Source organism: Qipengyuania aurantiaca (assembly GCF_019711375.1).
Lineage (GTDB): Bacteria > Pseudomonadota > Alphaproteobacteria > Sphingomonadales > Sphingomonadaceae > Qipengyuania > Qipengyuania aurantiaca.
Genome location: NZ_CP081295.1, coordinates 479,962 through 505,562 on the forward strand (window position 1 = coordinate 479,962; position 25,601 = coordinate 505,562).

General features: G+C 65.0%; 22 protein-coding genes and 1 tRNA gene. 14 read left to right on the top strand and 9 right to left on the bottom strand.

The window, feature by feature from the left end:
* Window positions 1–230 precede the first annotated feature (230 nt).
* Window positions 231–1,523 carry a DUF418 domain-containing protein gene (locus K3148_RS02345; protein ID WP_247711618.1) on the bottom strand — a complete coding sequence of 431 codons (1,293 nt, stop codon included), beginning with the start codon at window positions 1,521–1,523 and terminating at the stop codon, window positions 231–233.
* 294 nt (window positions 1,524–1,817) lie between these two features.
* Between K3148_RS02345 and K3148_RS02350 the strand changes: the two genes are divergently transcribed.
* Genes K3148_RS02350 through K3148_RS02360 form a run of 3 tightly spaced genes read left to right on the top strand, consistent with a single transcriptional unit; the run spans window position 1,818 to window position 4,687 of the window.
* Entirely contained in the window at window positions 1,818–2,543 is a 726-nt protein-coding gene (locus K3148_RS02350) for a ParA family protein (RefSeq protein WP_221425739.1), read from the top strand.
* A gap of 32 nt (window positions 2,544–2,575) precedes the next feature.
* The gene (locus K3148_RS02355) at window positions 2,576–3,313 is read left to right on the top strand and encodes a hypothetical protein (RefSeq protein WP_221426739.1); all 738 of its coding nucleotides are present in this window, start codon (window positions 2,576–2,578) and stop codon (window positions 3,311–3,313) included.
* 39 nt (window positions 3,314–3,352) lie between these two features.
* Window positions 3,353–4,687, top strand: a complete 1,335-nt coding sequence (locus tag K3148_RS02360; RefSeq protein WP_221425740.1) for a tetratricopeptide repeat protein — start codon at window positions 3,353–3,355, stop codon at window positions 4,685–4,687.
* 87 nt (window positions 4,688–4,774) lie between these two features.
* Here the strand turns inward: K3148_RS02360 and K3148_RS02365 are convergent, their stop codons facing one another.
* Window positions 4,775–6,004 carry a dihydroorotase gene (locus tag K3148_RS02365; protein ID WP_221425741.1) on the bottom strand — a complete coding sequence of 410 codons (1,230 nt, stop codon included), beginning with the start codon at window positions 6,002–6,004 and terminating at the stop codon, window positions 4,775–4,777.
* Complete coding sequence (locus tag K3148_RS02370) at window positions 6,001–7,026, bottom strand: aspartate carbamoyltransferase catalytic subunit (protein WP_221425742.1); 1,026 nt, start codon at window positions 7,024–7,026, stop codon at window positions 6,001–6,003. Before K3148_RS02370 ends, K3148_RS02365 begins: the two co-directional genes overlap by 4 nt.
* 111 nt (window positions 7,027–7,137) lie before the next feature.
* Here K3148_RS02370 and sppA point away from each other — a divergent pair, with 111 nt between their 5' ends.
* From sppA to K3148_RS02395, 5 genes are all read left to right on the top strand, one after another.
* Window positions 7,138–9,018 (top strand): signal peptide peptidase SppA, encoded by a 1,881-nt coding sequence (gene sppA / locus K3148_RS02375; RefSeq protein ID WP_221425743.1) that lies wholly within the window; start codon window positions 7,138–7,140, stop codon window positions 9,016–9,018.
* A 71-nt stretch (window positions 9,019–9,089) separates the two neighbouring features.
* Window positions 9,090–9,164 (top strand) — tRNA-Val (locus tag K3148_RS02380).
* A gap of 126 nt (window positions 9,165–9,290) precedes the next feature.
* Window positions 9,291–10,076 (top strand): enoyl-CoA hydratase-related protein, encoded by a 786-nt coding sequence (locus K3148_RS02385; RefSeq protein ID WP_221425744.1) that lies wholly within the window; start codon window positions 9,291–9,293, stop codon window positions 10,074–10,076.
* Window positions 10,077–10,078: 2 nt separating this feature from the next.
* Window positions 10,079–10,894: an HTD2 family dehydratase gene (locus K3148_RS02390; RefSeq protein ID WP_221425745.1), complete on the top strand. Its 816-nt coding sequence runs from the start codon at window positions 10,079–10,081 to the stop codon at window positions 10,892–10,894.
* The gene (locus K3148_RS02395; RefSeq protein WP_221425746.1) at window positions 10,891–12,546 is read left to right on the top strand and encodes an acyl-CoA dehydrogenase family protein; all 1,656 of its coding nucleotides are present in this window, start codon (window positions 10,891–10,893) and stop codon (window positions 12,544–12,546) included. Before K3148_RS02390 ends, K3148_RS02395 begins: the two co-directional genes overlap by 4 nt.
* 31 nt (window positions 12,547–12,577) lie before the next feature.
* On the opposite strand, the gene K3148_RS02400 is transcribed toward K3148_RS02395, so the two are convergent.
* Window positions 12,578–13,867 carry an adenylosuccinate synthase gene (locus K3148_RS02400; RefSeq protein WP_221425747.1) on the bottom strand — a complete coding sequence of 430 codons (1,290 nt, stop codon included), beginning with the start codon at window positions 13,865–13,867 and terminating at the stop codon, window positions 12,578–12,580.
* Between the two features lie 124 nt (window positions 13,868–13,991).
* On the opposite strand from K3148_RS02400, the gene K3148_RS02405 reads away from it, so the two are divergent.
* The 3 genes from K3148_RS02405 to K3148_RS02415 are packed head-to-tail and all read left to right on the top strand — an operon-like array spanning window position 13,992 to window position 16,405.
* Window positions 13,992–14,810 carry an aldo/keto reductase gene (locus tag K3148_RS02405; RefSeq protein ID WP_221425748.1) on the top strand — a complete coding sequence of 273 codons (819 nt, stop codon included), beginning with the start codon at window positions 13,992–13,994 and terminating at the stop codon, window positions 14,808–14,810.
* A gap of 46 nt (window positions 14,811–14,856) precedes the next feature.
* On the top strand, window positions 14,857–15,807 hold the full coding sequence (gene trhO / locus K3148_RS02410) for an oxygen-dependent tRNA uridine(34) hydroxylase TrhO (RefSeq protein WP_221425749.1): 951 nt from the start codon (window positions 14,857–14,859) through the stop codon (window positions 15,805–15,807).
* Window positions 15,800–16,405, top strand: coding sequence for a glutathione S-transferase (locus K3148_RS02415; RefSeq protein WP_221425750.1), 606 nt, complete (start codon window positions 15,800–15,802; stop codon window positions 16,403–16,405). Before trhO ends, K3148_RS02415 begins: the two co-directional genes overlap by 8 nt.
* Here the strand turns inward: K3148_RS02415 and K3148_RS02420 are convergent.
* The 3 genes from K3148_RS02420 to K3148_RS02430 all read right to left on the bottom strand — a co-directional run bounded on the left by K3148_RS02420 (window position 16,402) and on the right by K3148_RS02430 (window position 20,513).
* The gene (locus K3148_RS02420; protein ID WP_221425751.1) at window positions 16,402–17,514 is read right to left on the bottom strand and encodes an ATP phosphoribosyltransferase regulatory subunit; all 1,113 of its coding nucleotides are present in this window, start codon (window positions 17,512–17,514) and stop codon (window positions 16,402–16,404) included. The genes K3148_RS02415 and K3148_RS02420 overlap by 4 nt on opposite strands.
* Window positions 17,515–17,634: 120 nt before the next feature.
* Complete coding sequence (serA, locus tag K3148_RS02425; protein WP_221425752.1) at window positions 17,635–19,218, bottom strand: phosphoglycerate dehydrogenase; 1,584 nt, start codon at window positions 19,216–19,218, stop codon at window positions 17,635–17,637.
* Between the two features lie 140 nt (window positions 19,219–19,358).
* Entirely contained in the window at window positions 19,359–20,513 is a 1,155-nt protein-coding gene (locus tag K3148_RS02430) for a phosphoserine transaminase (RefSeq protein WP_221425753.1), read from the bottom strand.
* Between the two features lie 259 nt (window positions 20,514–20,772).
* On the opposite strand from K3148_RS02430, the gene K3148_RS02435 reads away from it, so the two are divergent.
* The gene (locus K3148_RS02435) at window positions 20,773–21,945 is read left to right on the top strand and encodes a glycosyltransferase family 4 protein (RefSeq protein WP_221425754.1); all 1,173 of its coding nucleotides are present in this window, start codon (window positions 20,773–20,775) and stop codon (window positions 21,943–21,945) included.
* A gap of 1 nt (window position 21,946) precedes the next feature.
* Here K3148_RS02435 and K3148_RS02440 read toward each other — a convergent pair whose 3' ends face one another.
* Window positions 21,947–22,381: a hypothetical protein gene (locus K3148_RS02440; RefSeq protein ID WP_221425755.1), complete on the bottom strand. Its 435-nt coding sequence runs from the start codon at window positions 22,379–22,381 to the stop codon at window positions 21,947–21,949.
* 90 nt (window positions 22,382–22,471) lie between these two features.
* Between K3148_RS02440 and K3148_RS02445 the strand changes: the two genes are divergently transcribed.
* Window positions 22,472–23,788 (top strand): replication-associated recombination protein A, encoded by a 1,317-nt coding sequence (locus K3148_RS02445; protein ID WP_221425756.1) that lies wholly within the window; start codon window positions 22,472–22,474, stop codon window positions 23,786–23,788.
* Window positions 23,775–24,656, top strand: coding sequence for a hypothetical protein (locus K3148_RS02450; RefSeq protein WP_221425757.1), 882 nt, complete (start codon window positions 23,775–23,777; stop codon window positions 24,654–24,656). The genes K3148_RS02445 and K3148_RS02450 overlap by 14 nt, the downstream gene beginning before the upstream one ends.
* On the opposite strand, the gene K3148_RS02455 is transcribed toward K3148_RS02450, so the two are convergent.
* Window positions 24,653–25,594: a glutaminase gene (locus tag K3148_RS02455; protein WP_221425758.1), complete on the bottom strand. Its 942-nt coding sequence runs from the start codon at window positions 25,592–25,594 to the stop codon at window positions 24,653–24,655. The two genes, K3148_RS02450 and K3148_RS02455, sit on opposite strands and share 4 nt — an antisense overlap.
* Window positions 25,595–25,601: the final 7 nt, after the last annotated feature.

Here is a 25,601-nt window from a genome sequence, read left to right on the forward strand (position 1 = left end):
GGCTCTCATGATTGCCGATATCAACACCCCGGCGGGAAGCGCAGAGATCCGGCAGGACGGGCGGTGCCTTGCCCGGCTGACAAAGCACGGACGCGAGCGGGCGACATTCTGGGAGGTCTCTCGAGCCTGATTGGCCCCACCTTTTCATTATGAGGGCAATATCTCGTGGGAAGTCTAATGGCCTCGTTCAGAGGATCGCCAGAGCCCGGTCCTGAAAGGGGCTGAAGCGGCTAGCTGCGGGATGGATGCCGTAGAGTGAAGAGCCTGCCATAGGTCAGACACCGCCACACCCATTCAAGCGGACCGTATCGAAAACGGTCGAGCCATGGTTTGGACCACGCAAGCATCACGACCCACGCAATTGCTGTCACGAGATAGAGTTCACTGCGACCCAGCCGCCCGAAGAGATCGAGGCCCCAGTTTCCGAACACGAACAGCATCACGAGTGAGATGCCGAGATAATTCGTAAACGCCGCCCTTCCCGCCGCGCTCACTCGATCGGCCAGGAAGTGTCCCGCCTTGGGCGCGTTTATCGCGAGGAGAGAGGCCAGACCCAGTGTCATGAACAGCTTCGGCAGGTACCCCCATCCGAGTCGCGCGGCGAAGCCTTCGTAATAAGTGACCCCGTCCCGGATCGTCGCAAGCGCGATTATCGTCGTAAGGAAAACGCCCAGCGCCAAGCCTGCCCACCCCCACAGCCGTTGCTTCCGCGGATCCATCCCGCCCGTAAAAAGGCCGAATTGGTAAAGCGCCATTCCGATCAAGATCAGCGGCAGGGTTTCGAACACCAGCAGCCAGGGATCCGTAAAGGGCGCGCTGCCGTGTTGCTCGAAGGTATGCCCCACGAGATCGCCATAGCTGCCTTCCTGCCATATGCGCGTTTCGCTCCGTCCATCGGAAAGATCCCGCTCGGCACCGGCCAGGAGCTCTGCCTGCACCTGAGCCAGCGCGGCGCTGTCAGGCTCCGGACCATCGGCGACCACCTGCATGAAGACCATGGTCACGCCGTAGAAGATTGCCCCTGCCAAGAAGCCGAGCAGGCCGAGCACCATCTGCTTGTGCGGTTCGAGGTCGATGAACAGGAGCACAGCCGCGATCCCGGCCATCGAATAGGCAAGCAGGATATCGCCGCGCCAGATCAGGTAATAATGGATGAGGCCGAAGATCCCGAGCCACAGCAGGCGCCGGATTTGCAGCCAGCGGCTCGCCCCTTTCGCCCGTGCCTTCTCCACGAAGAGATAGATGCCCGCCCCGAAAAGCAGCGTGAAAAGCCCGCGCATCTTGCCGTCGATCAGGACGAATTGCGCGGCCCACATCCAGTCATAGGATACCGAGTGACCCGACGCGAAGGCTCCTGGATAGATCGAGGCGGTAAAGGGCTGACCCATGGAGATGATGTTGGCGGCAAGGATACCCATGACGGCGATGCCGCGGATGAAGTCTAGACTCGCGATTCGCCCTCCGGTCAGCGCGACCGGCTCGGGTGCGGTGTCAGCCGGCCCCTCTTCTCCTTGCGCGCTCACCCTCTCTTAACTCCCTCTCGCTAGGACAAGGCCTCGCACATAGGCACAGGCGGGCATGCCAGCCCATAGTCCATGATGTCGCAGTGCACAGGAACGGCCGCATCTCGGGAAGCGTGCGCGGGCATCCACGGCGGGGCCAGGGCAGTCCCGCAAAACCCCTTCCAAAGCGACCCTGCGGCAAATGTTGAACGATATTAACCCTAAATTAGGGGTAGTCTGCGATCCCCCTAATTCGAGACCGCCGCCCACAAGCGGCAAAACGGATTGATACAGGCGCTACAGGGGGACCTAGCCTTGCGTGTACTGGCTTTGGCATCACAAAAGGGCGGATCGGGTAAAACCACGCTCTCCGGACATCTGGCCGTTCAGGCCCAGCGAGCGGGCGCAGGCCCGGTCGTCCTGATCGACATCGACCCGCAGGGGTCGCTCGCCGACTGGTGGAACGAGCGCGAGGCAGAACTGCCCGCATTCGCACAGACCACCGTTGCGCGACTCGCAGCCGACCTTGCGATCCTGCGCCAGCAGGGCTTTAAGCTTGCGGTCATCGATACGCCGCCCGCGATCACCATGGCGATCCAGTCGGTGATTTCGGTGGCCGAGCTCATCGTCGTCCCGACTCGCCCCAGCCCGCACGATCTTCGTGCCGTGGGCGCCACGGTCGACCTGTGCGAACGCGCCGGCAAGCCGCTGATCTTCGTGGTCAACGCGGCAACGCCCAAGGCCAAGATCACCTCGGAAGCCGCCGTCGCGCTGTCGCAGCACGGCACGGTTGCCCCGATCACCCTTCACCACCGCACCGACTTTGCCGCCTCGATGATCGACGGCCGCACGGTGATGGAAGTGGACCCGGAAAGCCGTTCCTCGGCCGAAATCACCGCGCTGTGGAAGTATATTTCCGACCGGCTGGAAAAGCAGTTCCGTCGGACCGTGTTCGCCGCGCCCGGCCAGCAGGCCGCAGCCGCGCAGCAGCCCGGTCTTCATCGTCCCGCCGGTGGCTTCGGCCGTCGGGTCGCCCAGTAAGAGCAACGTAAGGAAAGGCGGAGGCCAGCCGGATGTCAGACGCCAATTTCGCTTCCCTGTCTTCGACCCTGCTTGCACGCAAGGGCGGCGCCAAGCCTGCCATGCGTCCGCAGTCGGCAGTGCTGGGACCGGTCGACGGTGTTGCCGCGGCCGCCAATCTCGAAGACCTGGGCTGGAACGACATGGGTGAAGATTCGCCCGACGCGATGCCCGCGGCCGCAGCGCCTGCTGCGAATCACGCATCCGCATCGCTCGCCGAATCGAGCCTGATCAAGAAACCCGCCCTTCCCCCGCTGGAAGAGCGCGAGGATTACGACGCTTCGGAACTGGAAGTCGGCCAGGAGATCGAGGAGCCCCGCGTGGTTCCGATCACCCCGCTCCAGAAGAAGGACCCGTCCTCGGGCCAGAACCAGGTGCGCGAATCGCTCGATCGCATCGCCAGCCAACTCGACGGCAAGACCTCGGTCGAAGCCGATAACGAGGACGACGAGGAATTCGAGGAAGAGATCGTGGAGGCCGCACCGGTCGCCAGGGTCGTCCTTCCCAAAGCCATCAAGCCTGCCCCGGCCCGCTCGAACACGGTCGCCAAGGGCAAGCGCGCAGCCTTCACGCTGCGTCTCGATCCGGAGCGTCACCTGATGCTGCGCCTCGCCTGCACCGTTCGCGGCAGCAGCGCACAGCAGCTCGTGACCGACGCTCTCGACGGCCTTTTGGCCGAAATGCCGGAAATCGCGATGCTCGCTGCCCAGGTGCAGCGCGGCCCGAATTGAACTTGAAGGACGTGGGATCGCCTTTTGAGGGGTAATAGAATGAAAAAGAGCAACTCCACTTTCATCAAGCTTGCCGTCACCACGGCGCTTGCATCGACGGCCCTCGCCGGTTGCTCCGGCAAGGTTGCGCCCACCGCCGCCCATTCGGCCGGCAAGGCAGAGGTCGCCCTCCAGAAAGGCAAGGCCGACAAGGCCGTGACCCACGCCGAAGCCGCCGTGCTGGCTGCTCCGCGCGATGCCTATGCCCGCACCCTGCTTGGCAACGCCTATCTCGAAGCAGGCCGCTTCGCTTCGGCAGCGCAGAGCTTCGAAGACGCCATCGCGCTCGGCGATACCTCGCCGCGCACCGTGATCAGCCTTTCGCTGGCACAGACCGGCATGGGCGACCGTCCCGCCGCAATCTACACGCTCGAGCGCCACGAAGCCGCGATCGACCCGTCGGACTTCGGCCTCGCCATTGCGCTGGCCGGCCAGCCGCAGCGCGGCGTCCACATCCTTTCGAACACGCTTCGCGCCGGCAACAACACGGCCAAGGTTCGCCAGAACCTTGCCTATGCCTATGCGATGAGCGGCCAGTGGCGCGAAGCGCGCCTGATGGTTTCCGAAGACGTTCCGGCCGACAAGGTCGGTGAGCGCATGGCCGAGTGGGGCGCCACCGCGCATCCCGAACTCTACCGCCAGCGCGTGGCCGGCCTGCTGAAGGTCGACATCGTCGAAGACCAGGGCCAGCCCGCCATGCTCGCGCTTTCGAACAATCCGAGCGTCGAGATGCTCGCTTCGGAGAACGTCGAGGCCGAACTTCCGACCACCGAGCCGGTGATCGAGTTTGCCGTTGCCGAGGAAGTACCCGCCGAAGCGCCTGCCGCTCCGCCGCAGCGCATCGTCTTCGACGATCCTTTCTTCAACGAGCGCAAGGCTCAGGCCGAAGACGAGGCGCCGCGCGCCGTGATCGTCGCCGCGCTTCCGGAAGAGACCGCTCCGGCCGCCAAGCCCGCTCCGCGTGTCGCCGAGGCCGAAGCTCCGGCACCTGCACCGCGCAAGGATGCGGCAGCCGTCCCGGCGCTCAACCTCGCGGATGGCGACTACAACATCCAGCTCGGCTCCTACTTCTCGATGGAAGACGCCGAACTGGGCTGGACCAAGTTCCAGCAGATGTATCCCGAACTCGCCAAAGCCGAGCGCGTCATCAGCCGTGCCCGCGTCAACGGCAAGCTCTACTTCCGCGTGGCCGCCGTCGGCTATGCCAAGGATAGCGCCCGCGCCTTGTGCTCGAGCGTCAAGGGCAAGGGCGGTGGCTGCATCGCCTATGCGCAGGCCAACCCGCTTCCGGGTGCCCTGCTCGACAACGGAACCGTACGGGTCGCAGCGCGCTAAAAACCACACGCGCACATAAAAGTTACCACCGAGCCTCGGCCTCTTCCGGATCCGTCCGGAAGGGGCCTTTTCTTATTCGCGAGTGCTTTAAAGTTCGACCGCGACCCCGCCCTTCCACAGGGCGGCAACGCGGCCTTGCGTGGGCTGCCCGTCGAAAGGCGTGTTGCCGGCAGTCGCGGCCATCTTGCTGCTCTGGATTACCCAGGGCTTGTCCGGATCGACTAGTACGACATCGGCCTCGTGACCCTCGATGAGGCTACCCGCCTCGACGCCCAGCAGGCGGGCCGGGTTGGTCGACACCAGTTCGAAAGCGCGGGGCATGTCGATCACCTCGTCGCGCACCAGCGAGAGCACCATGGCAAGCAGCGTTTCGGCTCCGGCCATGCCCGGCTCGGCATCGCTAAACGGCAGCCGCTTGTCCTCTGGCCCGCGCGGATCGTGCCCGCTGGAGACGATGTCGATCGTGCCATCGGCGATGGCCTCGCGGACGGCGTGGCGGTCGGCCTCGCTGCGCAGCGGCGGCGAGAGGCGGGCAAAGGTGCGGAATTCGGCCGTGGCGAGGTCGGAAAGCATGAAATGCGCGGGCGTCACACCGGCGGTCACCCGCTGGCTCGAGGCCTTGGCGCGGCGCACCAGGTCCAGCCCTGCGCGCGTCGTCACTTGGCGGAAGTGCAGCCGCGCGCCAGCCATCTCGGCCAGCGCGAGGTCGCGGGCGATGGCAATCGCTTCCGCCTCGGCAGGCGCGCTCGGCAGACCCCGTCGCGTGGCGTATTCGCCTGCCGTGGCCACGGCCTCGCCCACTAGCGCCGCATCCTCGGCATGGGCGATTACGGGCATGTCGAGCATGGCGGCGTATTGCAGCAGGCGCAGCATCACGCCGCTGTCGGCGATCCACTGACGGCCCGTCGCCACACCGCGCGCTCCGGCTTCACGCATTAGCGCGATTTCCGCGATCTCGCGCCCTTCGAGGCCGCGCGTCGCAGCTGCGAGCGGGTGCACCCAGAAGTCGGGCTTGCCGCTCTTGGAAATATACGAAACCCGGCTCGGCAGGTCGAGCGGCGGCGACTGGTCGGGCATGAGCGCGGCGCGCGTTATGCCGCCGAAATGGAACGCCGGCTTGTCGATTGCAAAGACGCCGAGATCGACAAGGCCCGGTGCGACCAGCTTTCCGCGGGCATCGACATTTTCGCCTCCATCCGCATCGATATCGCCCAGCGCGGCAATCCGGCCATGCTCCATGCGCAGAGCGCCTTCGCGCAAGCCGTCGGGCGTGACCAGCGTCGCGTTGCGGATCGTGACGGGTGCGGTCTGCTTCATGCCGCCTCTCCCCATCCCTCGACCCCGCGAACGCGGCGGGTCAGCACATCGAGGCAGGCCATGCGGATGGCCACACCCATTTCCACCTGCCGCGTGATGATCGAGCGATCGATCATGTCGGCCACATCGCTGTCGATCTCCACCCCGCGGTTCATCGGCCCCGGGTGCATCACCAGCGTATCCTTCTTGGCCTTTTCCAGCCGCGTCTTCGTGAGGCCGTAAAGGTGGTGGTATTCGCGCTCCGAGGGGATGAACTGGCCGCTCATCCGCTCGGTCTGGAGGCGCAGCATCATGACGACATCGGCCCCGTCGAGCGCTGCGTCGAAATCGTGGAACACTTCGGCGCCCATCGCCTCGATCCCCACCGGCATCAGCGCGGGCGGCGCGCAGAGGCGCACGCTCGCGCCCAGCGCCTGCAGGCAGAGCAGGTTGGAGCGAGCGACGCGGCTGTGCAGGATATCACCGCAGATCACGACGTTAAGGCCGGTGAAGTCCTCCGCGCTTTCGCCGCGCTCGCGCAGGGCATGGCGCAGCGCCAATGCATCGAGTAGGCCTTGTGTCGGGTGCTCATGCTGCCCGTCGCCCGCGTTGAGCACGGGGCAGTCGACCTTGTCGGCGATCAACCCGGTCGCCCCGCTCGATCCGTGGCGGATGACGATGGCGTCGGCGCGCATGGCGTTCAGAGTGATCGCGGTGTCGATCAGCGTCTCGCCCTTCTTCACGCTCGACTGCGCGGCGTGCATGTTCACCACGTCCGCGCCGAGCCGCTTGCCCGCGATCTCGAAGCTCAGCAGCGTGCGCGTGGAATTCTCGAAGAAGGCGTTGATGATGGTGAGCCCGGCCAACGCGTCGACATGCTTGGCGCTCTGCCGGTTGAGGGTCACCCACTGTTCCGCCTCATCCAGGAGGAAGAGGATCTCGTGGCGCTCCAGCTGGCCGATGCCGAGGAGGTCGCGATGCGGGAATGCGAGGCCACCCGCAGGATAGCGGGCCGCATGGGGCGAGGTGTCCGAAGGTGTCATTAAAGCCATGCCCTTAGTCGAGGGCTATCGCCCCCTCAAGCATATTCCTGTGGCGCAAGCCTGCGCCCTTCCCTAGGCTTGGGCCAAGAGAAATACTGGGGACGTGATTTCATGCATTTTGCAGGCAAGGTCTGGCGCTTGCTGGTCGGCATCAAGGACGGGCTCGTCCTTCTTTTCATGCTGCTGTTCTTCGCATTGCTTTTCGCACTCCTTACCGCGCGGCCCAGCCCGGCGCAGGTCCGCGAAGGGGCCCTGCTGCTCGAACTCGATGGCGTGATCGTCGAAGAGCGCACGCCGATCGACCCCTTTGCCGCCCTGCTTTCGGGCAGCGCACCGGTGGGCGAATACCAGGCCCGCGACCTCGTCCGCGCCATCGATGCAGCCGCAAAGGACGAGCGGATCACCGCCGTCGTCCTCGATCTCGACAGCTTCCTTGGGGCAGGACAGGTCCATCTTGCCGAAGTAGGCGAAGCGCTCGACCGCGTGCGCGCGGCGGACAAGCCGGTGCTGGCCTACGCCACCGCCTATGCCGATGACGGCGTCTTCCTTGCCGCACACGCCAGCGAGGTCTGGGTAAACCCGCAGGGCGGCGCTTTCGTCGCCGGACCGGGCGGCAATCGCCTCTATTACGCCGGCCTGCTCGAAAAGCTGAAAGTAAACGCCCGCGTCTACAAGGTCGGAACCTACAAGAGCGCGGTCGAACCCTACACCGAAAGCGGCATGTCCGAGCCCGCGCGCGAAAACGCGCAGGCGCTTTACGGCGCACTGTGGGAGGAATGGCAGGCGAATGTGAAGAAGGCGCGCCCCGCTGCCGACCTCAAGCTGGTCAGCGGCGATCCGGCAGCGTGGGTGGAAGCGGCCAATGGCGATCTGGCGACTGCTGCGCTTAACGCAGGGCTGGTCGACAAGCTTGGCACGCGCACCCAGTTCAACGAGCGCGTCGTCGAACTGGTAGGCGAGGATGAATGGAGCGACCTGCCCGGCGCCTATCCCTCGACCCAGCTTGCCGCTTGGCTCGAAGACAATCCCTGGCCGGTTGAAAGCCGTCGCATCGGCGTCGTCACCGTCGCCGGCGAGATCGTGGATGGCGAGGCTGGCCCCGGCACCGCGGGCGGCGCGCGCATCGCGGCCCTGCTCGACGAAGCGCTCGACGAGGATCTTGCGGGCCTGGTCGTGCGCGTCGATTCCCCGGGCGGCTCGGCGCTTGCCAGCGAGGAAATCCGCAACGCCATCCTGCGTCACAAGGAGAAGGACATCCCGGTCGCCGTCTCTATGGCCAATGTCGCAGCCAGCGGCGGCTATTGGGTGGCGACCCCGGCGGACCGCATCTTTGCGGAACCCGAGACGATCACCGGCTCCATCGGCATTTTCGCCGTCATTCCCACCTTCGAGGATGCCGCGGCCGAGCTCGGCGTGAACGCAGACGGCGTGCAGACAGGGCCGCTCTCGGGCCAGCCCGACCCCATCGCCGGCTTCACGCCCGAGGTGGAGCGCATCCTGCAGGCCGCAATCGAAGACGGCTATGCCGACTTTCTGACCCGCGTGGCATCCTCGCGCCAGATGAGCCTCGAGCAGGTTGACCGCGTCGGCCAGGGCCGCGTCTGGGATGGCGGAACCGCACGCCAGATCCGCCTTGTTGACGAATATGGCGGGATGGCAGAGGCGCTCGAATGGGTCGCCGCGCAGGCCGAACTGGGCGACGAGAAATGGGCGCCGGTCTATCTCGGCGCCGAGCAGAGCACGGCGGACACGATCCTTCGCCAATGGCTGGTCGGCGAGGAAGAAGCCGGCGGCCGCGATGTCTTCGCCATGCTGGCGGGCGAGCAGCGCGCGCGGACGAGCATGATCTTCACCGATGCGCAGCGCCTGCTCGGAACCAGCGGCGCGCAGGCCTATTGCCTCGTCTGCCCTTCCCCTGCCCTTGCCAAGGCTCAGGGAGAGCGACGCTTCGACGGCGCGCTGGCCAGACTGGTTTCGTTTTTCGCCGATTGACCCGCTTGCCATGAGGCGATTCGCCGCGTAATGGCGCGCCCCTGCCCGGCAGTCATTGCCGCGATACGGGCGGGCGCGTAGCTCAGTGGTAGAGCACACCCTTCACACGGGTGGGGTCGCAAGTTCAATCCTTGCCGCGCCCACCATTCCTCCCGCGAAATCGTAGCCTTTGCCTGCCCTGGGGGCACCCCGGCATTTGGGTGGCCAAGTGAGTTGCAAATCACAACGATAGCTTTCACTCTGGGCGCGAGAGAAAGGGGTTTGATTCACTTATGAGCCAATTCGAAACCATCCGTGCGACCCGCGAAGGCGATGTCCTCACGATCACGCTTGCACGGCCCGAGCGGCTCAACGCCTGCCCGCCGCAGATGGCAGACGAGATTTTCGACGCCATTCGCGATCTGGGCGATGCCCGCGCTGTGCTAATGAAAGGCGAAGGCCGGGCCTTCTGTTCGGGCGCCGACCTCGCTTCAAACGCCGATTCCTCGATCACCGGGGGCGACCGCGCATTTTCGTCGCTGAGCCGCCACTACAACCCGATGATCCAGGCGCTGGCGAACGCGCCGGTGCCGGTCGTCGCCATGGTGCAGGGCCCGGCTGCAGGGGTCGGCTGCTCCATTGCGCTGACCGCCGATTTTGTGATCGCGGGCAAGAGCGGCTATTTCCTCCAGGCCTTCGTCAACATCGGCCTCGTGCCCGATGGCGGCGCAAGCTGGATGCTTCCGCGCCTCGTCGGCACCGCACAGGCCACGCGAATGATGATGCTGGGGGAGAAAATCTTTGCCGAGGAAGCCGAGCGCATCGGTCTCATCTACAAATGTGTCGAGGATGACGCGCTGGAGAGCGAGGCGCAGGCGCTGGCCGAACGGCTGGCGCGCGGTCCGACCCTCTCGCTCGGCCTGATGAAGAAGACGATGCGCGATGGGCTGCAGGCGGATCTGGGATCGACGCTGGCCGCTGAAGCGGTCGCCCAGCGCAAGGCAGGCGGCACGCAGGATGCCATGGAAGGCGCAATGGCCTTCCTCCAGAAACGGAAGGCGGACTTCAAGGGCGCCTGAGGATGAGTTCCATCACCGAAACGCTGCTTGACGATTGGCAGCAGGCGGTCGGGCGCCAGCAGGTCGCCGAGGAGGTTCTTGCAGCCTCAGCCCTACAGCGGTTCGGTCGGGCAGTCGGGTGCAGGGACGAACTTGGCGGCGTCCCGCTGCCGCATTGGGCGTTTTTCCTGCCCTCCCCGCTCGACGAGGAAATCGGGTCCGATGGCCATCCGCGCCGGGGTGACTTCCTCCCCGATGTAACGCTGCCGCGCCGCATGTATGCTGCGTCCAGCATCGAGTTTGTGAGCGATCTCGAAATCGGCGCCCCCGCACGGCAGGTGAGCACGGTGGCCGACCTCACGCACAAGTCGGGAAGCACGGGCGATCTCGTTTTCGCCAAGGTCGAAAAGCGGCTGGAGCAGGAGGGGAGCCTGCGCGTGCGCGAGGTCCAGACCTACGTCTATCGCGGCGAAGGCGAACCTGCCCCCATGCCGGTTCCTGCAGACGACACACCGGAGGGCGAGCGCTGGCAGCCCGATGAGGTCAACCTTTTCCGCTTCTCTGCCGCAACCGCCAACGGCCACCGCATCCATTACGATCACCCCTACACCACTCAGGTCGAAGGCTATCCTGCCCTGATCGTCCACGGCCCCTTCACGGCCGCCAAGCTGGCTGCCCTCGCCATGCGCGACGGGGCGCTGGCGAGCTTCTCCTTCCGGGCGATGGCCCCGCTCTTCGTCGGCCAGCCGATCACCCTGCGGCGCAGCGACGAGAACACCTATGAAGCCGTGCGCTGCGATGGCCTCATCGCGATGTCCGCCAAGGCCTCGTTCCGGTGACCGACACTCTGGCGCTCGCCCGCGAGGCTGTGGCGGCAGCCCAATCGTACACCAGCGCGATCCGCACCAGCCTGAACGCTCGGCTCGTCTCCGATGGCCGGATCGACATGGCGGAGGCCGAGCGCCAGCAACGCCGATTGCATGGTTTTGCCTGGACCGCCACACTCGCCGATGCACTGGCGGCGCTGGTCGACTGGGCCGCAAGGGCCGAGGCGGCCGGGCAGTTCGGCGCCATCGAAACCCGCGTGCTCGAAATCGGCATGGGTGACTATTGCGCCCAAATCGCCGGCGGTGTCGCCATGAGCCAGAGCGAGGTGGTGCGCCCGGCGGAATATGGTCTGCTGACCGAGGCCCGCGCTTTCGAGGACGAGCCATCGCTGCGTCATTTCCTTGCGGAAGGCAACGCGCCGGAGGCCCGGGCCGACCTTGCCCAAAGGCTTGCGGCAGGCGAACGCCCCTTCGAAGGCACGGGCGACGAGACGCTCGACATGATCCGCGACCAGTTTCGCGCCTTTGCCGCCGACCGCATCGCTCCGCACGCCCACGAATGGCATCTTGCCGATGCACTGATCCCGTTGCCGGTGGTTGAGGAGATGGCCGAACTCGGCGTCTTCGGTGTCTGCATCGCGGAAGAATACGGCGGCCTGGGTCTGGGCAAACAGGCGATGTGCCTTGTCTCGGAAGAGCTTTCGCGCGGCTGGATTTGCGCCGGATCGCTCGGCACGCGGTCCGAGATTGCCGGCGAACTGATCGGCGAGAACGGCACCGAGGCGCAAAAGGCGAAATTCCTGCCCCGCATTGCGGACGGGTCTGTCCTTCCGACCGCCGTCTTCACGGAACCCGATACCGGATCGGATCTCGCCTCGGTGCGCACCCGCGCCACGCGGCAAGCCGACGACAGCTGGCGGATCGACGGGGCAAAAACCTGGATTACCCATGCCGCGCGAGCCGATCTCATGACAGTGCTTTGCCGCACCAATCCCACAACGCCCGGCTATGGCGGGTTATCGATGATGCTGGCGGAAAAGACCCGCGGCACCGACAAGCACCCTTTTCCCGATGGCGGCATCGACGGCAGCGAAATCGAGGTTCTCGGCTATCGCGGCATGAAGGAATACGCGCTCGGCTTCGATGGTTTCCGAGTTGCCGCAGGCGGCCTTCTCGGCGGCGCGGAAGGACAGGGGTTCAAGCAGCTCATGCGGACCTTCGAAGGCGCCCGCATCCAAACGGCCGCGCGCGCCGTGGGCGTTGGATGGAACGCCTTCGACCTCGGCCTCAAATACGCCTGCGAGCGCAAGCAATTCGGCAAGCCCCTCCTCGCCTTCCCCCGCGTGTCGGACAAGCTGGCGATGATGGCATGCGAGCTGGTCATGGCGCGCGAACTGACTTGGTCGGCTGCGCGCCAGAAGGATCGCGGCGAGCGTTGCGATATCGAGGCCGGCATGGCCAAGTTGCTGGCCGCACGGGTCGCCTGGGCCTCGGCCGATAACGCGCTGCAAATTCACGGCGGCAATGGCTATGCGCTCGAATATGAGATCAGCCGCGTGCTGTGCGACGCGCGCATCCTCAATATTTTCGAAGGGGCCGGCGAAATACAGGCACACGTGATTGGACGCGGACTGCTAAGCCCCGGAAGGGCCAAGCGGGATTGAATTGGTCGGAGACTGGGGCCTCCAGTCCGGATCAATCCATGAAGGGATCGCGCATGAGGATCGTATCGTCCCGCTCGGGGCTGGTCGAGACCAGTGCAACCGGCGTTTCGATCAGTTCCTGGATACGCTGGACGTATTTCACCGCGTTGGCGGGAAGGTCCGCGAAGCTGCGCGCGCCGGCGGTTGATTCCTTCCAGCCTTCCATCGTCTCGTAGATCGGCTCGACCGCGGCCTGGTCGGCGGCGTGGCTGGGGAAGTAGTCGTAGACGTTGTTCCGCAGGCGGTAGCCGGTGCAGATCTTCACCTCGTCCAGCCCGTCGAGCACGTCGATCTTGGTGAGCGCGATGCCGGTCACCCCGCTGATCGCGCAGCTCTGTCGTACGATCACCGCATCGAACCAGCCGACACGGCGCTGGCGGCCGGTTACGGTGCCGAATTCGTGACCACGCTCGCCAAGACGCTGGCCGATTTCGTCTTCCAGCTCGGTCGGGAACGGGCCGCTGCCGACGCGGGTGGTGTAGGCCTTGACGATGCCCAGCACGTAGCCGGTCGCATTGGGACCGAGGCCGCTGCCCGAAGCCGCCGTACCGCTCACTGTGTTCGAGCTGGTGACGAAGGGATAGGTGCCGTGGTCGATATCGAGCAGCACGCCCTGCGCGCCCTCGAACAGGATTTTCGCGCCCGCCTTGCGCACTTTCTTGAGGCGCTTCCACACCGGCTGGGCGTATTGCAGCACGAAGTCGGCGATCCCGCGCAATTCCTCGAGCAGGGCCCCGCGGTCGACGGGCGGCTGGTCGAAACCGGCACGCAGAGCGTCGTGATGGGCACACAGACGGTCGAGCTGCGGCTCCAGATCGTCGAGATGGGCAAGGTCGCACACACGAATGGCGCGGCGACCGACCTTGTCTTCGTAAGCCGGGCCGATGCCGCGGCCGGTGGTGCCGATCTTGCCCGAACCGGCTGCGGTTTCGCGCAAGCCATCAAGATCGCGGTGGATCGGCAGGATCAGCGGGCAATTGTCGGCCACCGCCAGATTGTCGGCGTTGATGGTGACGCCCTGGCCTTCCAGCTTTTCGACTTCCGCCTTGAGCGCCCACGGATCGAGCACCACGCCGTTACCGATGATCGAGAGCGTGCCCGACACGATGCCCGAGGGCAGCAGCGAGAGCTTGTAGGTCGTGCCGTCGATGACCAGCGTGTGGCCGGCGTTGTGCCCGCCCTGGAAACGGACCACGGCATCGGCGCGGCTGGCGAGCCAGTCGACGATCTTGCCCTTGCCCTCATCGCCCCACTGGGCACCGATCACGGTAACATTGGCCATCGGGAAATCTTTCAGCTGGAAGGAAGCTCAAACGCGCGCGGAACTAGGCGCATATGCGGCATGGGGCAAGGCGCAAACCGGATACTTCGCGCCACTTCTCCATTGGTGTTGCAAAGGAGACCTTATGACCGACTACCCCACTCTCAACCTCAACGACGGCCGTCAGATTCCCCAGCTGGGCTTCGGCACCTGGCAGATGGAAGAGGAGGACGCGCCCGAGGCCGTCTCCACCGCCATCGATGTCGGGTACTGGCTGGTCGATACGGCGGCGATCTACGGCAACGAGAAGGGTGTCGGAAAAGGCGTTGGCGAATGGTCCGACATCTTCCTGCAGACCAAGATCTGGAACGACAGCCAAGGTTACGACCGCACGCTGCGCGCGGCAGACAAGTGTCTCGAACGGCTCGGCCGCGAGCATGTCGACATGCTGCTGATCCATTGGCCCTGCCCCGAAAAGGACCAGTTCGTGGACACCTGGAAGGCGCTGATCGAATTGCGCGATGCGGGCAAGGCCAAGTCCATCGGCGTCTCCAATTTCCGCGAGGAGGACCTGAAGCGCATCATCGACGAAACGGGTGTGACCCCGGCGCTCAACCAGATCGAACTGCATCCCAGTTTCCAGCAGCGCGCCATGCGCAAGGTTCATGAGGAACTGGGTATCGTGACCCAGAGCTGGTCGCCGCTCGGCCAGGGCAAAGGCATGTCCAACGAGGTGATCGAGGCAATTGCGGAAGAAGCCGGCCAGCCGGAGACCGCCGTTATCCTGCGCTGGCATATCCAGCACGGGCTTTGCCCCATCCCCAAGGCGTCCAGCCGCGATCATATCGAGGCGAATTTCAAGGCGCTGTCGTTCGAATTGTCGGACGAGCAGATGGGGCGGATCGACGCGCTCGACGATCCCAAGGGCCGAATGGGACCCGACCCGGCCGACTTCAACGGATAAGAACCGGGATGCATGAGGCGCGCCGGGCTGCTATCGGCGCGCCATCATGACCGACCTGCCTATCCGTATCGCGGCGCTCTACCACTTCACGCGCTTCGAAGATCCCGCAGCCCTGCGCCCTGCCCTGTTCGCCTGCGCCGAGGCGAATGGCGTGCGCGGGACGCTGTTGCTGGCGCAGGAAGGGATAAACGGCACCATTGCAGGCGGCGACGCAGGCATCGAAGCGGTCCTCGACCATATCCGCTCGCTTCCGGGCTGCGAAGGACTCGACTGGAAGGAATCGCGGGCGGCCGAGATGCCCTTCCACCGCACCAAGGTGCGCCTCAAACGCGAAATCGTGACCATGGGCCAGCCCGATCTCGATCCGGTCGATGGCGTAGGCACCTATGTCGAGGCGCAGGACTGGAACGCGCTGATCGCGGACCCCGATACGATACTGATCGACACGCGCAACGACTACGAAGTGGCCATCGGCACCTTCGAAGGCGCGATCGATCCCGAGACCAAGAGCTTCCGCGAATTTCCCGAGTGGTTCCGCGCCCGCCGCGCCGAATTCGAGGCCGAAGGACGCACACCGAAGATCGCCATGTTCTGCACCGGCGGCATCCGCTGCGAGAAATCGACCGCCTTCGTGAAGGCCGAAGGGCTAGACGAGGTCTATCACCTCAAGGGCGGCATCCTCAAGTACCTCGAGGACATTCCCGAGGACCAGAGCCGCTGGCAGGGCGAATGCTTCGTCTTCGACGAGCGGGTCAGTGTGAAGCACGGCCTCGACGTCGGCTCGCACAGCCTGTGCCGCGCCTGCCGCCGCCCGTTGGCCGAGGCCGACCTCACCCATGAGCACTACGAGGAAGGCGTGTCCTGCCACCAGTGCTTCCCCGAACGCAGCGACGAACAGCGCGCCCGTTATCGCGAGCGCCAGCGGCAGGAAAAGCTCGCCGCCGCGCGCGGGGAAGAGCATATCGGGCGCAGGGAGACCGGGGCCGAGGATGGCTGAAACGATCCTCTACAGCTTCCGCCGCTGCCCCTACGCCATGCGCGCCCGGATGGCGCTGCATGTCAGCGGCGCGCAATACGAGCATCGCGAGGTGGTGCTGCGCGACAAACCAGCCGAAATGCTGCAGGCATCGCCGAAGGGCACGGTGCCGGTGCTGGTCACCCAGGATGCGGGCGTGCTCGAAGAGAGCCTCGACATCATGCGCTGGGCGCTGGCCGAGGCCGATCCGGAGGGCTGGCTGGACCGGCAGGATGACGCGTTGGTGGAAGCCAATGACGGCCCCTTCAAGCACCACCTCGACCGGTACAAATATTCGACGCGCTATGAGGACGTCGACCCGGAAGAGCACGGCGCAGCGGCTGTCGATCAATTGCGTGAGCTCGACTCCCGCCTGTCAGCCCAGCCCTATTTGTGCGGCGAGACGCGCGGGTTTGCCGACATCGCCATCTTCCCCTTCGTGCGCCAGTTCGCAAACGCCGACCGCGAGTGGTTCGCCGCGCGGGACCTGCCCCACGTTCGCCGCTGGCTGGACGGGCTGGTGAATTCGGATCTCTTCGCCGCGATCATGGCGAAGCACGAGGCGTGGAAGCCTGCCTAGAGCGGTTTGGGTTCGCCGCCTTCCAAGACATGAGTGCAGCCGAATGCTTCCGCCCGATCCCTTTCCGCGTTGGCAGCGACCGTACGCCAGCCATCGGCGCGCAGGCGCGACGCCAGGGCGCGGTCATGGCCGAGCGGGAGGAAGACGGTGCGCGAGCTGGTGCCGCTATCGGTCCCGAGCACTTCGAGGAGCGGCTCCATATAGAGCGAGAAGCCGGTCGCGGCCTCGTCGCTACCCTTGATCGCATAGGTCCCGCCCCGTCCCAGCGCGGCGCGCGCGCCCTTCGCATGCAGGGTAAAGCCGAACCAGCTCTGGTATTCGAAACCGTGGCGTTCGGAGGGGTCGAGCGTGAGACGTGCCCGGTCACCCAGAGCACCTGCCACTTCGCGCAAGCCCGAAATACGTGTCGCCAGCGCGCCGCCCGCGTCGAGCGCGGCGAGCTTCTCGATCGCGTCCTCAAACGGGCCGGTTGCGTAGAGCAGCGGCAGATAGGCTTCGCCGCCTGCGGCCTTGAGCGCGCCGGCATCCTTCATGTCGAGTTCGCGGCGAACCGCCTCGCGCTTGTCGTCGGCGAGCGGGAGCGCCTTCTCGGCCAGCGTATCGACGAGATCGGGCAAGGTGAAATCGACCGAAAGGCCGGTGACGCCTGCCGCCTCCAGCGCATCGAGAGCGACGGTAACAGCCTCGATCGCAGCGGCGACATTGTCGCGCCCGATGAGTTCGGCGCCCAATTGCAGGCGCTGGCGTGCGGGGTCGAGCTGGTCGGCCTTGAGCAGCGCGACGTCGCCTGCGTAGCAAAGGCGCAAGGGCCGAGGCGCATCGGCAAGACCGGTGGCGGCGATCCGCCCGACCTGCACCGTCATGTCTGCGCGCAGGGCCAGCGTGCGCAGGCTTTCGGGGTCGGTGAAGCGCACCATCCGGCGCGTCGCCACGCCTTCCATGCGGCCCGCCAGCGATTGCTCGAACTCGATCAGCGGCGGGCGCACCCGGTCGTAGCCATGACTGTCCATCGCCCGCAGGATATCGCGCATGGCGCGCGTAATCGTGGTAGCGCGCTGCGGCAGCGCGTCTTCGAGGCCGATGGGCAGGAGATCGTCGGGGTGTGTCACAAGTTTTCTTTCCGTTCGCCCTAAGCTTGTCGAAGGGCCGTACTTTTTTGTCAGCGCAGGTCCAGAAGAAAAGGACTGTGCTTCGACAGGCTCAGCACGAACGGAGCTTATGTGGGTATCTTAAAATGCCAGTGGCATTACCGTCTTCACGCCTTCGAGCGCGCAAGCCTTCTTCACCACCTCGTCCGGGATCGGCTGGTCGACGCTCAGCAGCAGCACCGCTTCCCCGCCAGCCGCGCGGCGGCCGAGGTTGAAGGTACCGATGTTGATGCCGTTTTCGCCCAGCAGCGAACCGATGCGGCCGATGAAGCCCGGCGCGTCCTCATTGACGATGTAGAGCATGTGCCCGTCGAGTTCGGCCTCGATCCGCACGCCGAAAATCTCGACGAGACGCGGGGCGTCGGCTCCGAACAGCGTGCCGGCGACGGAGCGATCGCCGCTGTCCGTGCCCACCGTCACGCGCAGCAGCGTGTTGTAGGCGCCTTCCTTCTCATGGCGGATCGAACGGATGTCGAGACCGCGTTCCTTAGCGAGGAAGGGCGCGTTGACCATGTTCACCGTATCCGAATACTGGCGCATGAGGCCGGCAAGGACGGCGCCCTCGATCGGCTTGCCCGAAAGTTCGGCTGCCGCGCCTTCGCGCTCGATATTGATCTTGGTGAGATTGCCGTGGGCAAGCTGGCCCACGAGGCTGCCGAGATTTTCGGCCAGCTTCATGTAGGGGCGCAGCTTGGGCGCTTCTTCCGCGCTCAGCGAAGGCATGTTGAGCGCGTTGGTAACGCCGCCGTTAACGAGGTAGTCCGCCAGCTGTTCGGCCACCTGCAACGCGACATTGACCTGTGCTTCGGTGGTGCTGGCGCCAAGGTGCGGAGTGCAGATGAAGTTGGGCTTGCCAAAGAGCGGCGAATCCTTGGCCGGTTCGGTCTGGAACACGTCGAGCGCGGCACCGGCCACCTGGCCGCTGTCGAGCGCGTCGGCGAGGGCCGCCTCGTCGATCAAGCCGCCGCGCGCACAATTGACGATCCGCACGCCCTTCTTGGTCTTGGCGAGGTTCTCACGGCTCAGGATGTTGCGCGTTTCTTCGGTCAGCGGCGTGTGCAGCGTGATGAAATCGGCGCGCGCGAGCAACGTGTCGAGATCGACCTTCTCCACGCCGATTTCCAGCGCGCGGTCCTCGGTCAGGAAGGGGTCGAAAGCGATAACCTTCATCTTCAGGCCCTGCGCACGAGCGGCGACGATCGAGCCGATATTGCCCGCGCCGATCAGGCCCAGCGTCTTGCCGGTGACTTCGACGCCCATGAAGTCGTTCTTGGGCCATTCGCCAGCCTGCGTGCGGCGGTCGGCCTGCGGGATCTGGCGGGCGAGCGCCATGATCATCGCGATGGCATGTTCCGCGGTGGTGATCGAGTTGCCGAATGGGGTGTTCATCACCACCACGCCCTTGCCGCTGGCATAGGGGATATCGACATTGTCGACGCCGATACCGGCGCGGCCGATGACCTTGAGATTGGTCGCCGCATCGAGGATTTCGGGCGTCACCTTGGTCGAGGAACGGATGGCGAGGCCGTCGTATTCACCGATCCGGGCTTTGAGTTCTTCGGGCGTTTCGCCGGTGATGACATCGACGTCGCAGCCGCGCTCTTCGAAGATGCGCGCCGCGTTCGGGTCCATCTTGTCGCTGATGAGGACTTTGGGTTTGCTCATTGGATTACTCCGGAATTTTTGATATCCGTTCGCACTGAGCCTGTCGAAGGGCCGTCTTTCACTTTTGGCTCTGCGCTGGAAAGAAAGTGCGGTGCTTCGACAAGCTCAGCACGAACGGGAAAACGGTGGTGCGCGGCTTATCAGCCGTTCTTGACGGTTTCGTAGGCCCACTCGATCCACGGCAGGAGACGCTTCAGGTCTTCCTGTTCGACCGTGCCGCCGCACCAGATGCGCAGGGACGGCGGGGCATCGCGATAGCCGTTGAAGTCATAGCCGACGTCGCGCTCTTCGAGGAGCTTGACGATCTTCTTCGGAACGCCTGCCTTGTCCTCCTCGGAAAGGCTGTCGTACCAGTCGCCCTGGAAGAGGAAGCAGACACCAGTGTTCGTCTGCTTGGCCGGGTCGGATACCATGTTGCGCAGCCACGGGGTCGCTTCGATCCAGTCCTTGACGATCTTGGCGTTGGCGTCGGCACGCTCGAACATTGCCTTGCGGCCGCCCATCGCCTGCGCCCATTCGAGCGCTTCGATGTAGTCTTCAGTGGCCAGCATCGAGGGCGTGTTGATCGTCGCGCCTTCGAAAATGGCACTGTTGATCTTGCCGCCTTTCTTGAGGCGGAAAAGCTTGGGCAGCGGCCATTCGGGATCGTATTCCTCGATCCGTTTAACGGCCTTGGGGCTGAGAATCAGCATGCCGTGCTGGGCTTCACTGCCCATCACCTTCTGCCAGCTGTAGGTCGTGGCATCGAGCTTAGCCCAGTCCATCTCCATTGCGAAGACAGCGCTGGTGGCATCGTTGATCGTCACGCCTTCGCGGCCCGGAGCGAGCCAGTCGGTGTTCGGGATCTTTGCGCCCGAGGTCGTGCCGTTCCAAGTGAAGACGACGTCGCTTTCCTGCGGGATCGAGGCGAGGTCGGGGATCTCGCCATAGTCGGCGTCGAGCGTGGTCAGCTGGGGCAGCTTCAGCTGCTTGACCGCGTCCTGGATCCAGACATTGCCGAAGCTTTCCCAGGCCGCGACGGTGGCCGGGCGGTCGGGGCGCAGCATCGTCCACATCGCGCATTCGAGCGCGCCCGTGTCCGAGGCCGGCATGATGCCGACAAGGTAATCCTCGGGCACGCCGAGCATCTCCTTTGACAGGTCAATGGCGTATTTCAGCCGCGACTTGCCAAGCGCACTACGATGCGAGCGTCCGAGCGATTCGGTTTTCAGATTGGATGCAGACCAGCCCTTGTGTTTGGCGGTCGGCCCCGATGAGAAGAAGGGGCGCTCAGGCTTGAGCGTCGGTTCAGTCATGTATTCTCTCCTTGCAGAGAGCACGCGCGGCGTTGGGACCGCGTGGCCCGCTGGCGGCAATAAAGTTGCTTCGCTTCGAGTCAACGTGAAATAGGTATGCGCCCCCAAAAGGCGCGGGTTCAGTCTAGCAACTGTGAGACGGGCCGCTGCGTTCCAGCGCGCTATCCGAGGTGCGATGGGGCGATGCGCTGCGGCGGTGCCTCGTGGAAACGCCCTAAATACTCGCCAAAGCGCGCAGCTTTTCCTATGGCCGCGCGCAATGGAAGCAAAAGACCTCCGCATCGCGCTGTTCAGCGGGAACTACAATTACACCCGCGATGGCTGCAACCAGGCCCTGAACCGGCTTGCCGACTACATTCTGCGGCAGGGGGCGGCGCTGCGCGTCTACGCCCCCGTGGTCGAAAATCCGGACTTCCCGCCGACCGGCGACCTCGTCGACGTGCCCAACATGCGCATGCCGGTGAAGAACCGCGGCGAATACCGCCTGACATTGGGCCTCGGCAGCGATGCGAAAAAGGACCTCGAGGCCTTCAAGCCCAACCTCATCCATGTCTCCGCCCCCGACCCGACAGGGCACGCAGCGGTCAAATGGGCGCGTGAGAACGACATTCCGATCCTCGCCAGCGTCCACACGCGTTTCGAGACTTATCCGCGGTATTACGGCCTAAGCTTCCTCGAGCCGGCCGTCGAGGCGCTGCTGCGTCGTTTCTATCACCGCACCGATGCGCTCGTGGCCCCGTCGCAAAGCCAGATCGACGAGCTCAAAGCGCAAGGGATGCATGAGGATATCAGCATCTGGTCGCGCGGCGTCGACCGCGAAATCTTCGATCCCTCGCGCCGCGACATGGAATGGCGGCGCGCCAACGGTCTTGCCGACGACGATGTGGCGATCGTCTTCCTCGGCCGCCTGGTCATGGAAAAGGGCCTCGACGTCTTTGCCGATACGGTGGTCGAACTGCGCAAGCGGCAAGTGCCGCACAAGGTGCTCGTCATCGGTGACGGTCCGGCCCGCGACTGGTTCAAGAAGGCGCTGCCCGGTGGCACCTTCGTCGGCTTCCAGACCGGCAAGGACCTCGGTCGTGCCCTCGCCAGCGGGGACATCTTCTTCAACCCGTCGATCACCGAGACCTTCGGCAACGTCACGTTGGAGGCCATGGCCTGCGGCCTGCCTGTGGTCGCCGCGGGTGCAACGGGTGCGGCCAGCCTCGTCCATGACGGCGAGACCGGTCGCCTCATTCCGCCCAGCAAGACCGAAGCTTTCTCGAAAGCCTGCGCCGAGGCTCTCGCCGCCTATTGCACCGACGACGACCTGCGCCTTGCGCATGGCGCAGCGGGCGAGAAGGCCGCGCGCGCCTATAGCTGGGATGCGATCAACCAGGCGGTGGTCGACACTTATCTGCGGCTGCACGACCAGCGCGCCGCCGCAGGCTAGTTCAGCGCAGCACGCCCTTGCGGCGCATCGACCACGCGTACCAAAGCTGGAACAGGGCTAGTCCCCAGAGCAGGATCGGGAACCACGCGGGCTGCATTTCGGCAAGCTCGGCCGGCATATCCGCCCCGGCCTCATAGGCCGTGGTCATGGCGATGCCGAGGATGGACACCGCATAGGCCCAGAGCGCGAACCGGCTCCGGAAAAGCAGCAGCAACGACCCCAGAAGAGCGCCCCAGACACCCAGCGCCCAACCGGCTTCGGCCCAGGCGGGGAACTGGTCGAGATAGGCGATACCTTCCGGCGGGTAGCCCATCCCTTCGAGGTATTCCATGTTTCGAAGCTGGGTCTGCGTGTAGTCGTTCGCCCCGAACGCGTTCCAGGCCAGCGTCAGCAGGCCGACTACCCAAAAGTGCCAAGGCGTTTTCGCCTTTTCCATATATCCCTCCCTATCGCCGCGACCCGCTGGCGATGCTAGCATGGCTCTTGGGAATGGCAATTCGCCGCCGAGCCATTAGGTAGGGGCGCGATGGCCGACCTCTTTTCTGACGACTTACCGCAAAGCTCCAGGCCCGACGCGCTGCGCGAAGATGCGCCGCTCGCCGACCGGTTGCGCCCCGCTAACCTCGACGAGGTGATCGGGCAGGACCACCTGACCGGCGCGGAAGGCGCGATCGGGCGCATGGTTGCCGCCGGACGACTGTCGAGCATGATCCTGTGGGGGCCGCCGGGCACGGGCAAGACCACCATCGCCCGCCTGCTGGCCGATAGCGTGGGGATGCGGTTCGAAAGCGTCTCGGCCGTGTTCTCGGGCGTCGCTGATCTCAAGAAGGCCTTCGCCGCCGCCGACAAGGCCTCAGAAGCCGGTCAGCGCACGCTTCTGTTCGTGGACGAGATCCACCGCTTTAATCGCGCGCAGCAGGACGGCTTCCTGCCCTTCGTCGAACGCGGCACGGTCACCCTTGTTGGCGCGACGACCGAGAATCCGAGCTTTGCGCTCAACGCCGCGCTCTTGAGCCGCGCGCAGGTGCTGATCCTCCAGCGGCTCGACCACGGCGCGCTGGGACAATTGCTCGACCGGGCGGAAGAGCTGGAAGGCCCCCTTCCCCTGACGACGGAAGCCCGCGATGCGCTGGTCGCAAGCGCCGATGGCGACGGGCGTTTCCTGCTCAACCAGGCCGAAACGCTCTATAACGCGAAAATCGAGGAAGCGCTGGATCCGGGCGCGCTCGGCAAATTCCTGCAGCGCCGGGTCGCCGTATACGACAAGGACCGCGAAGGGCATTACAATCTCATTTCCGCGCTCCACAAGGCGGTGCGCGGCAGCGATGTGCAGGCGAGCCTTTACTATCTCGCGCGCATGCTCACCGCGGGCGAAGAACCGCGTTTCCTCGCCCGGCGCCTCGTCCGCATGGCGGTGGAGGACATCGGCATGGCCGATCCGCAGGCGCTGGTGCAATGCATGGCGGCCAAGGACGCCTATGAATTCCTCGGCAGTCCCGAGGGCGAACTCGCGCTGGTGCAGGCCTGCACCTACCTCGCCACCGCACCCAAATCGAACGCGGTCTACAAGGCGCAGAAAGCCTCGTTCAAATCGGCAAAGGAAACCGGCAGCCTGATGCCGCCGCAAAACATTCTCAACGCGCCGACCAAGCTGATGAAGGATATCGGTTATGGCGCAGGCTACAGCTACGACCACGATGCCGAGGACGGTTTTTCAGGCGACAATTACTGGCCCGAAGAGATGGAGCCGCAAAGCTATTACGAGCCGGTCGAACGCGGTTTCGAGCGCGAGGTGAAGAAGCGGCTCGACTATTGGGACAAGCTTCGGCGTGAACGCGGATAGGCGCTTCCGCCATTTCCTCGCCATCGACTGGTCGGGAGCCAAAGGTCAGCGGCAGAAGGGCATCGCGCTCGCGATCGCCGATGCGGCTGGAGGACCGCCTGTTCTGGTCGAGCACCGCTGGTCCCGCGAGGATGTTCTGGCCGTCCTGCGTGATGACTTGCCGCCTAACACTCTGGTCGGTCTCGACCTAGGCATCGCGCTGCCGCATGCCGATTGCGGAGGCTACTTTCCGGGCCTCTCGGAAACACCCGAGGATGCTCCTGCTCTGTGGCATTTGATCGATAGGGTTGCGGCCGACGAACCCAATCTCGGGGCCAACAGTTTCGTCGCCCATCCCGACCTGCGTCCCTATTTCCGCGATGGCAGCGAGACCGGTACGCATTTCGGCTGCGATGGAGCAAGCCATGGGCGCGGCCGCTTTCGCGTCACCGAGCAGGCGCAGGCTGCCATGGGGTGCAAACCCTACTCCAACTTCAACCTCGTCGGAGCGGCGCAAGTCGGCAAGTCGAGCCTGACGGGGATGCGCATGCTGCATCACTTGCGCGGACACCTGCCCGTGTGGCCCATCGACCCGCTGCCCCACAAGGGCTCGGTCGTGGTCGAAATCTACACAAGCCTCGCCGCGCTGGAGGCTGGACGGAGCGCGGCCAAGGCGAAAATGCGCAGCTACGAAGCTCTCAACGAAGCCCTGGCGGCCCTTGGCTCTCCGCCGGTCGAGCGAACAGGAGCGGTCGACGACCACGCCACCGACGCCCTTCTCACCGCCGCCTGGCTTCGCAAGGTCGCGCACGATCCCGAGCGCTGGTCGCCCGAGGGGCTCACGCCCGACATCGCGCGCACGGAAGGATGGACCTTCGGCGCGCTCTAGATTTCGGGCAATTTCCCGCTGAACACCGACCACCCCGTGCGCCGCGCGATCTGGGCGAGTGCCTTGGCGCCCAGCAGGCTCGTGCCAGCGCGGTTGAGGCCCGGCGACCAGACCGCGATCGCCGCCCTGCCAGGTACGCTGGCGAGAATGCCCCCGCCCACGCCCGACTTGCCCGGAAAGCCGACTTCGAAGGCGAACTGGCCCGAATTGTCGTAATGGCCGCACAGCAGCATCAGCGCGTTGATCCTCCGCGCACGGCTGGCGCTGCACATTTGCTGGCCGGTGACCGGGTCCGTTCCGTCAAAGGCGAGGAAGAGCGCGCTTTCGGCCAGCTGGCGGCAGCTCATGGCGAGAGCGCACTGGCGGAAATAGACGGAGAGGACATCCTCCACAGGGTTCAGCAGCCGCCCGAAATCGGCGAGAAACCAAGCAAGGCTGCGATTGCGCGAACCGGTCTCGCTTTCGCTGCGCGCCACTTCGGGATCGAAGCGGATCGTCTCGTCGCGGCCCATGCGCTTCAGGCGTGCGAGCAAGTCCTCCACCGCCTCGTCGGGCGAGCGGTCGCCGATGAAGCGATCGGTCGTCACGATGGCACCGGAATTGATGAAAGGATTGCGCGGGATGCCCTTCTCCCGCTCCAGCTGGACGATGGAATTGAAAGCGTTGCCCGAAGGTTCGCGGCCCACCGCATCCCACAGGGCCGGCCCTTCGCGCTCCAGGGCGAGCGCAAGCGCGAAGACCTTGGAAATCGACTGTATCGAAAACGCCTCGTCGGCGTTGCCAGCGCAGAAGACCTCGCCATCGCTGGTCGCCAGCGCGATGCCGAACTTGTTCGGGTCGACCAGCGCCAGCGCCGGGATATAACGCGCAGGATTGCCGCTGCCGCGCTCATCGGCCAGCTCCGTCCAGGTTTCGGAAACGATTGCGCCCAGATCCATAGCGGAC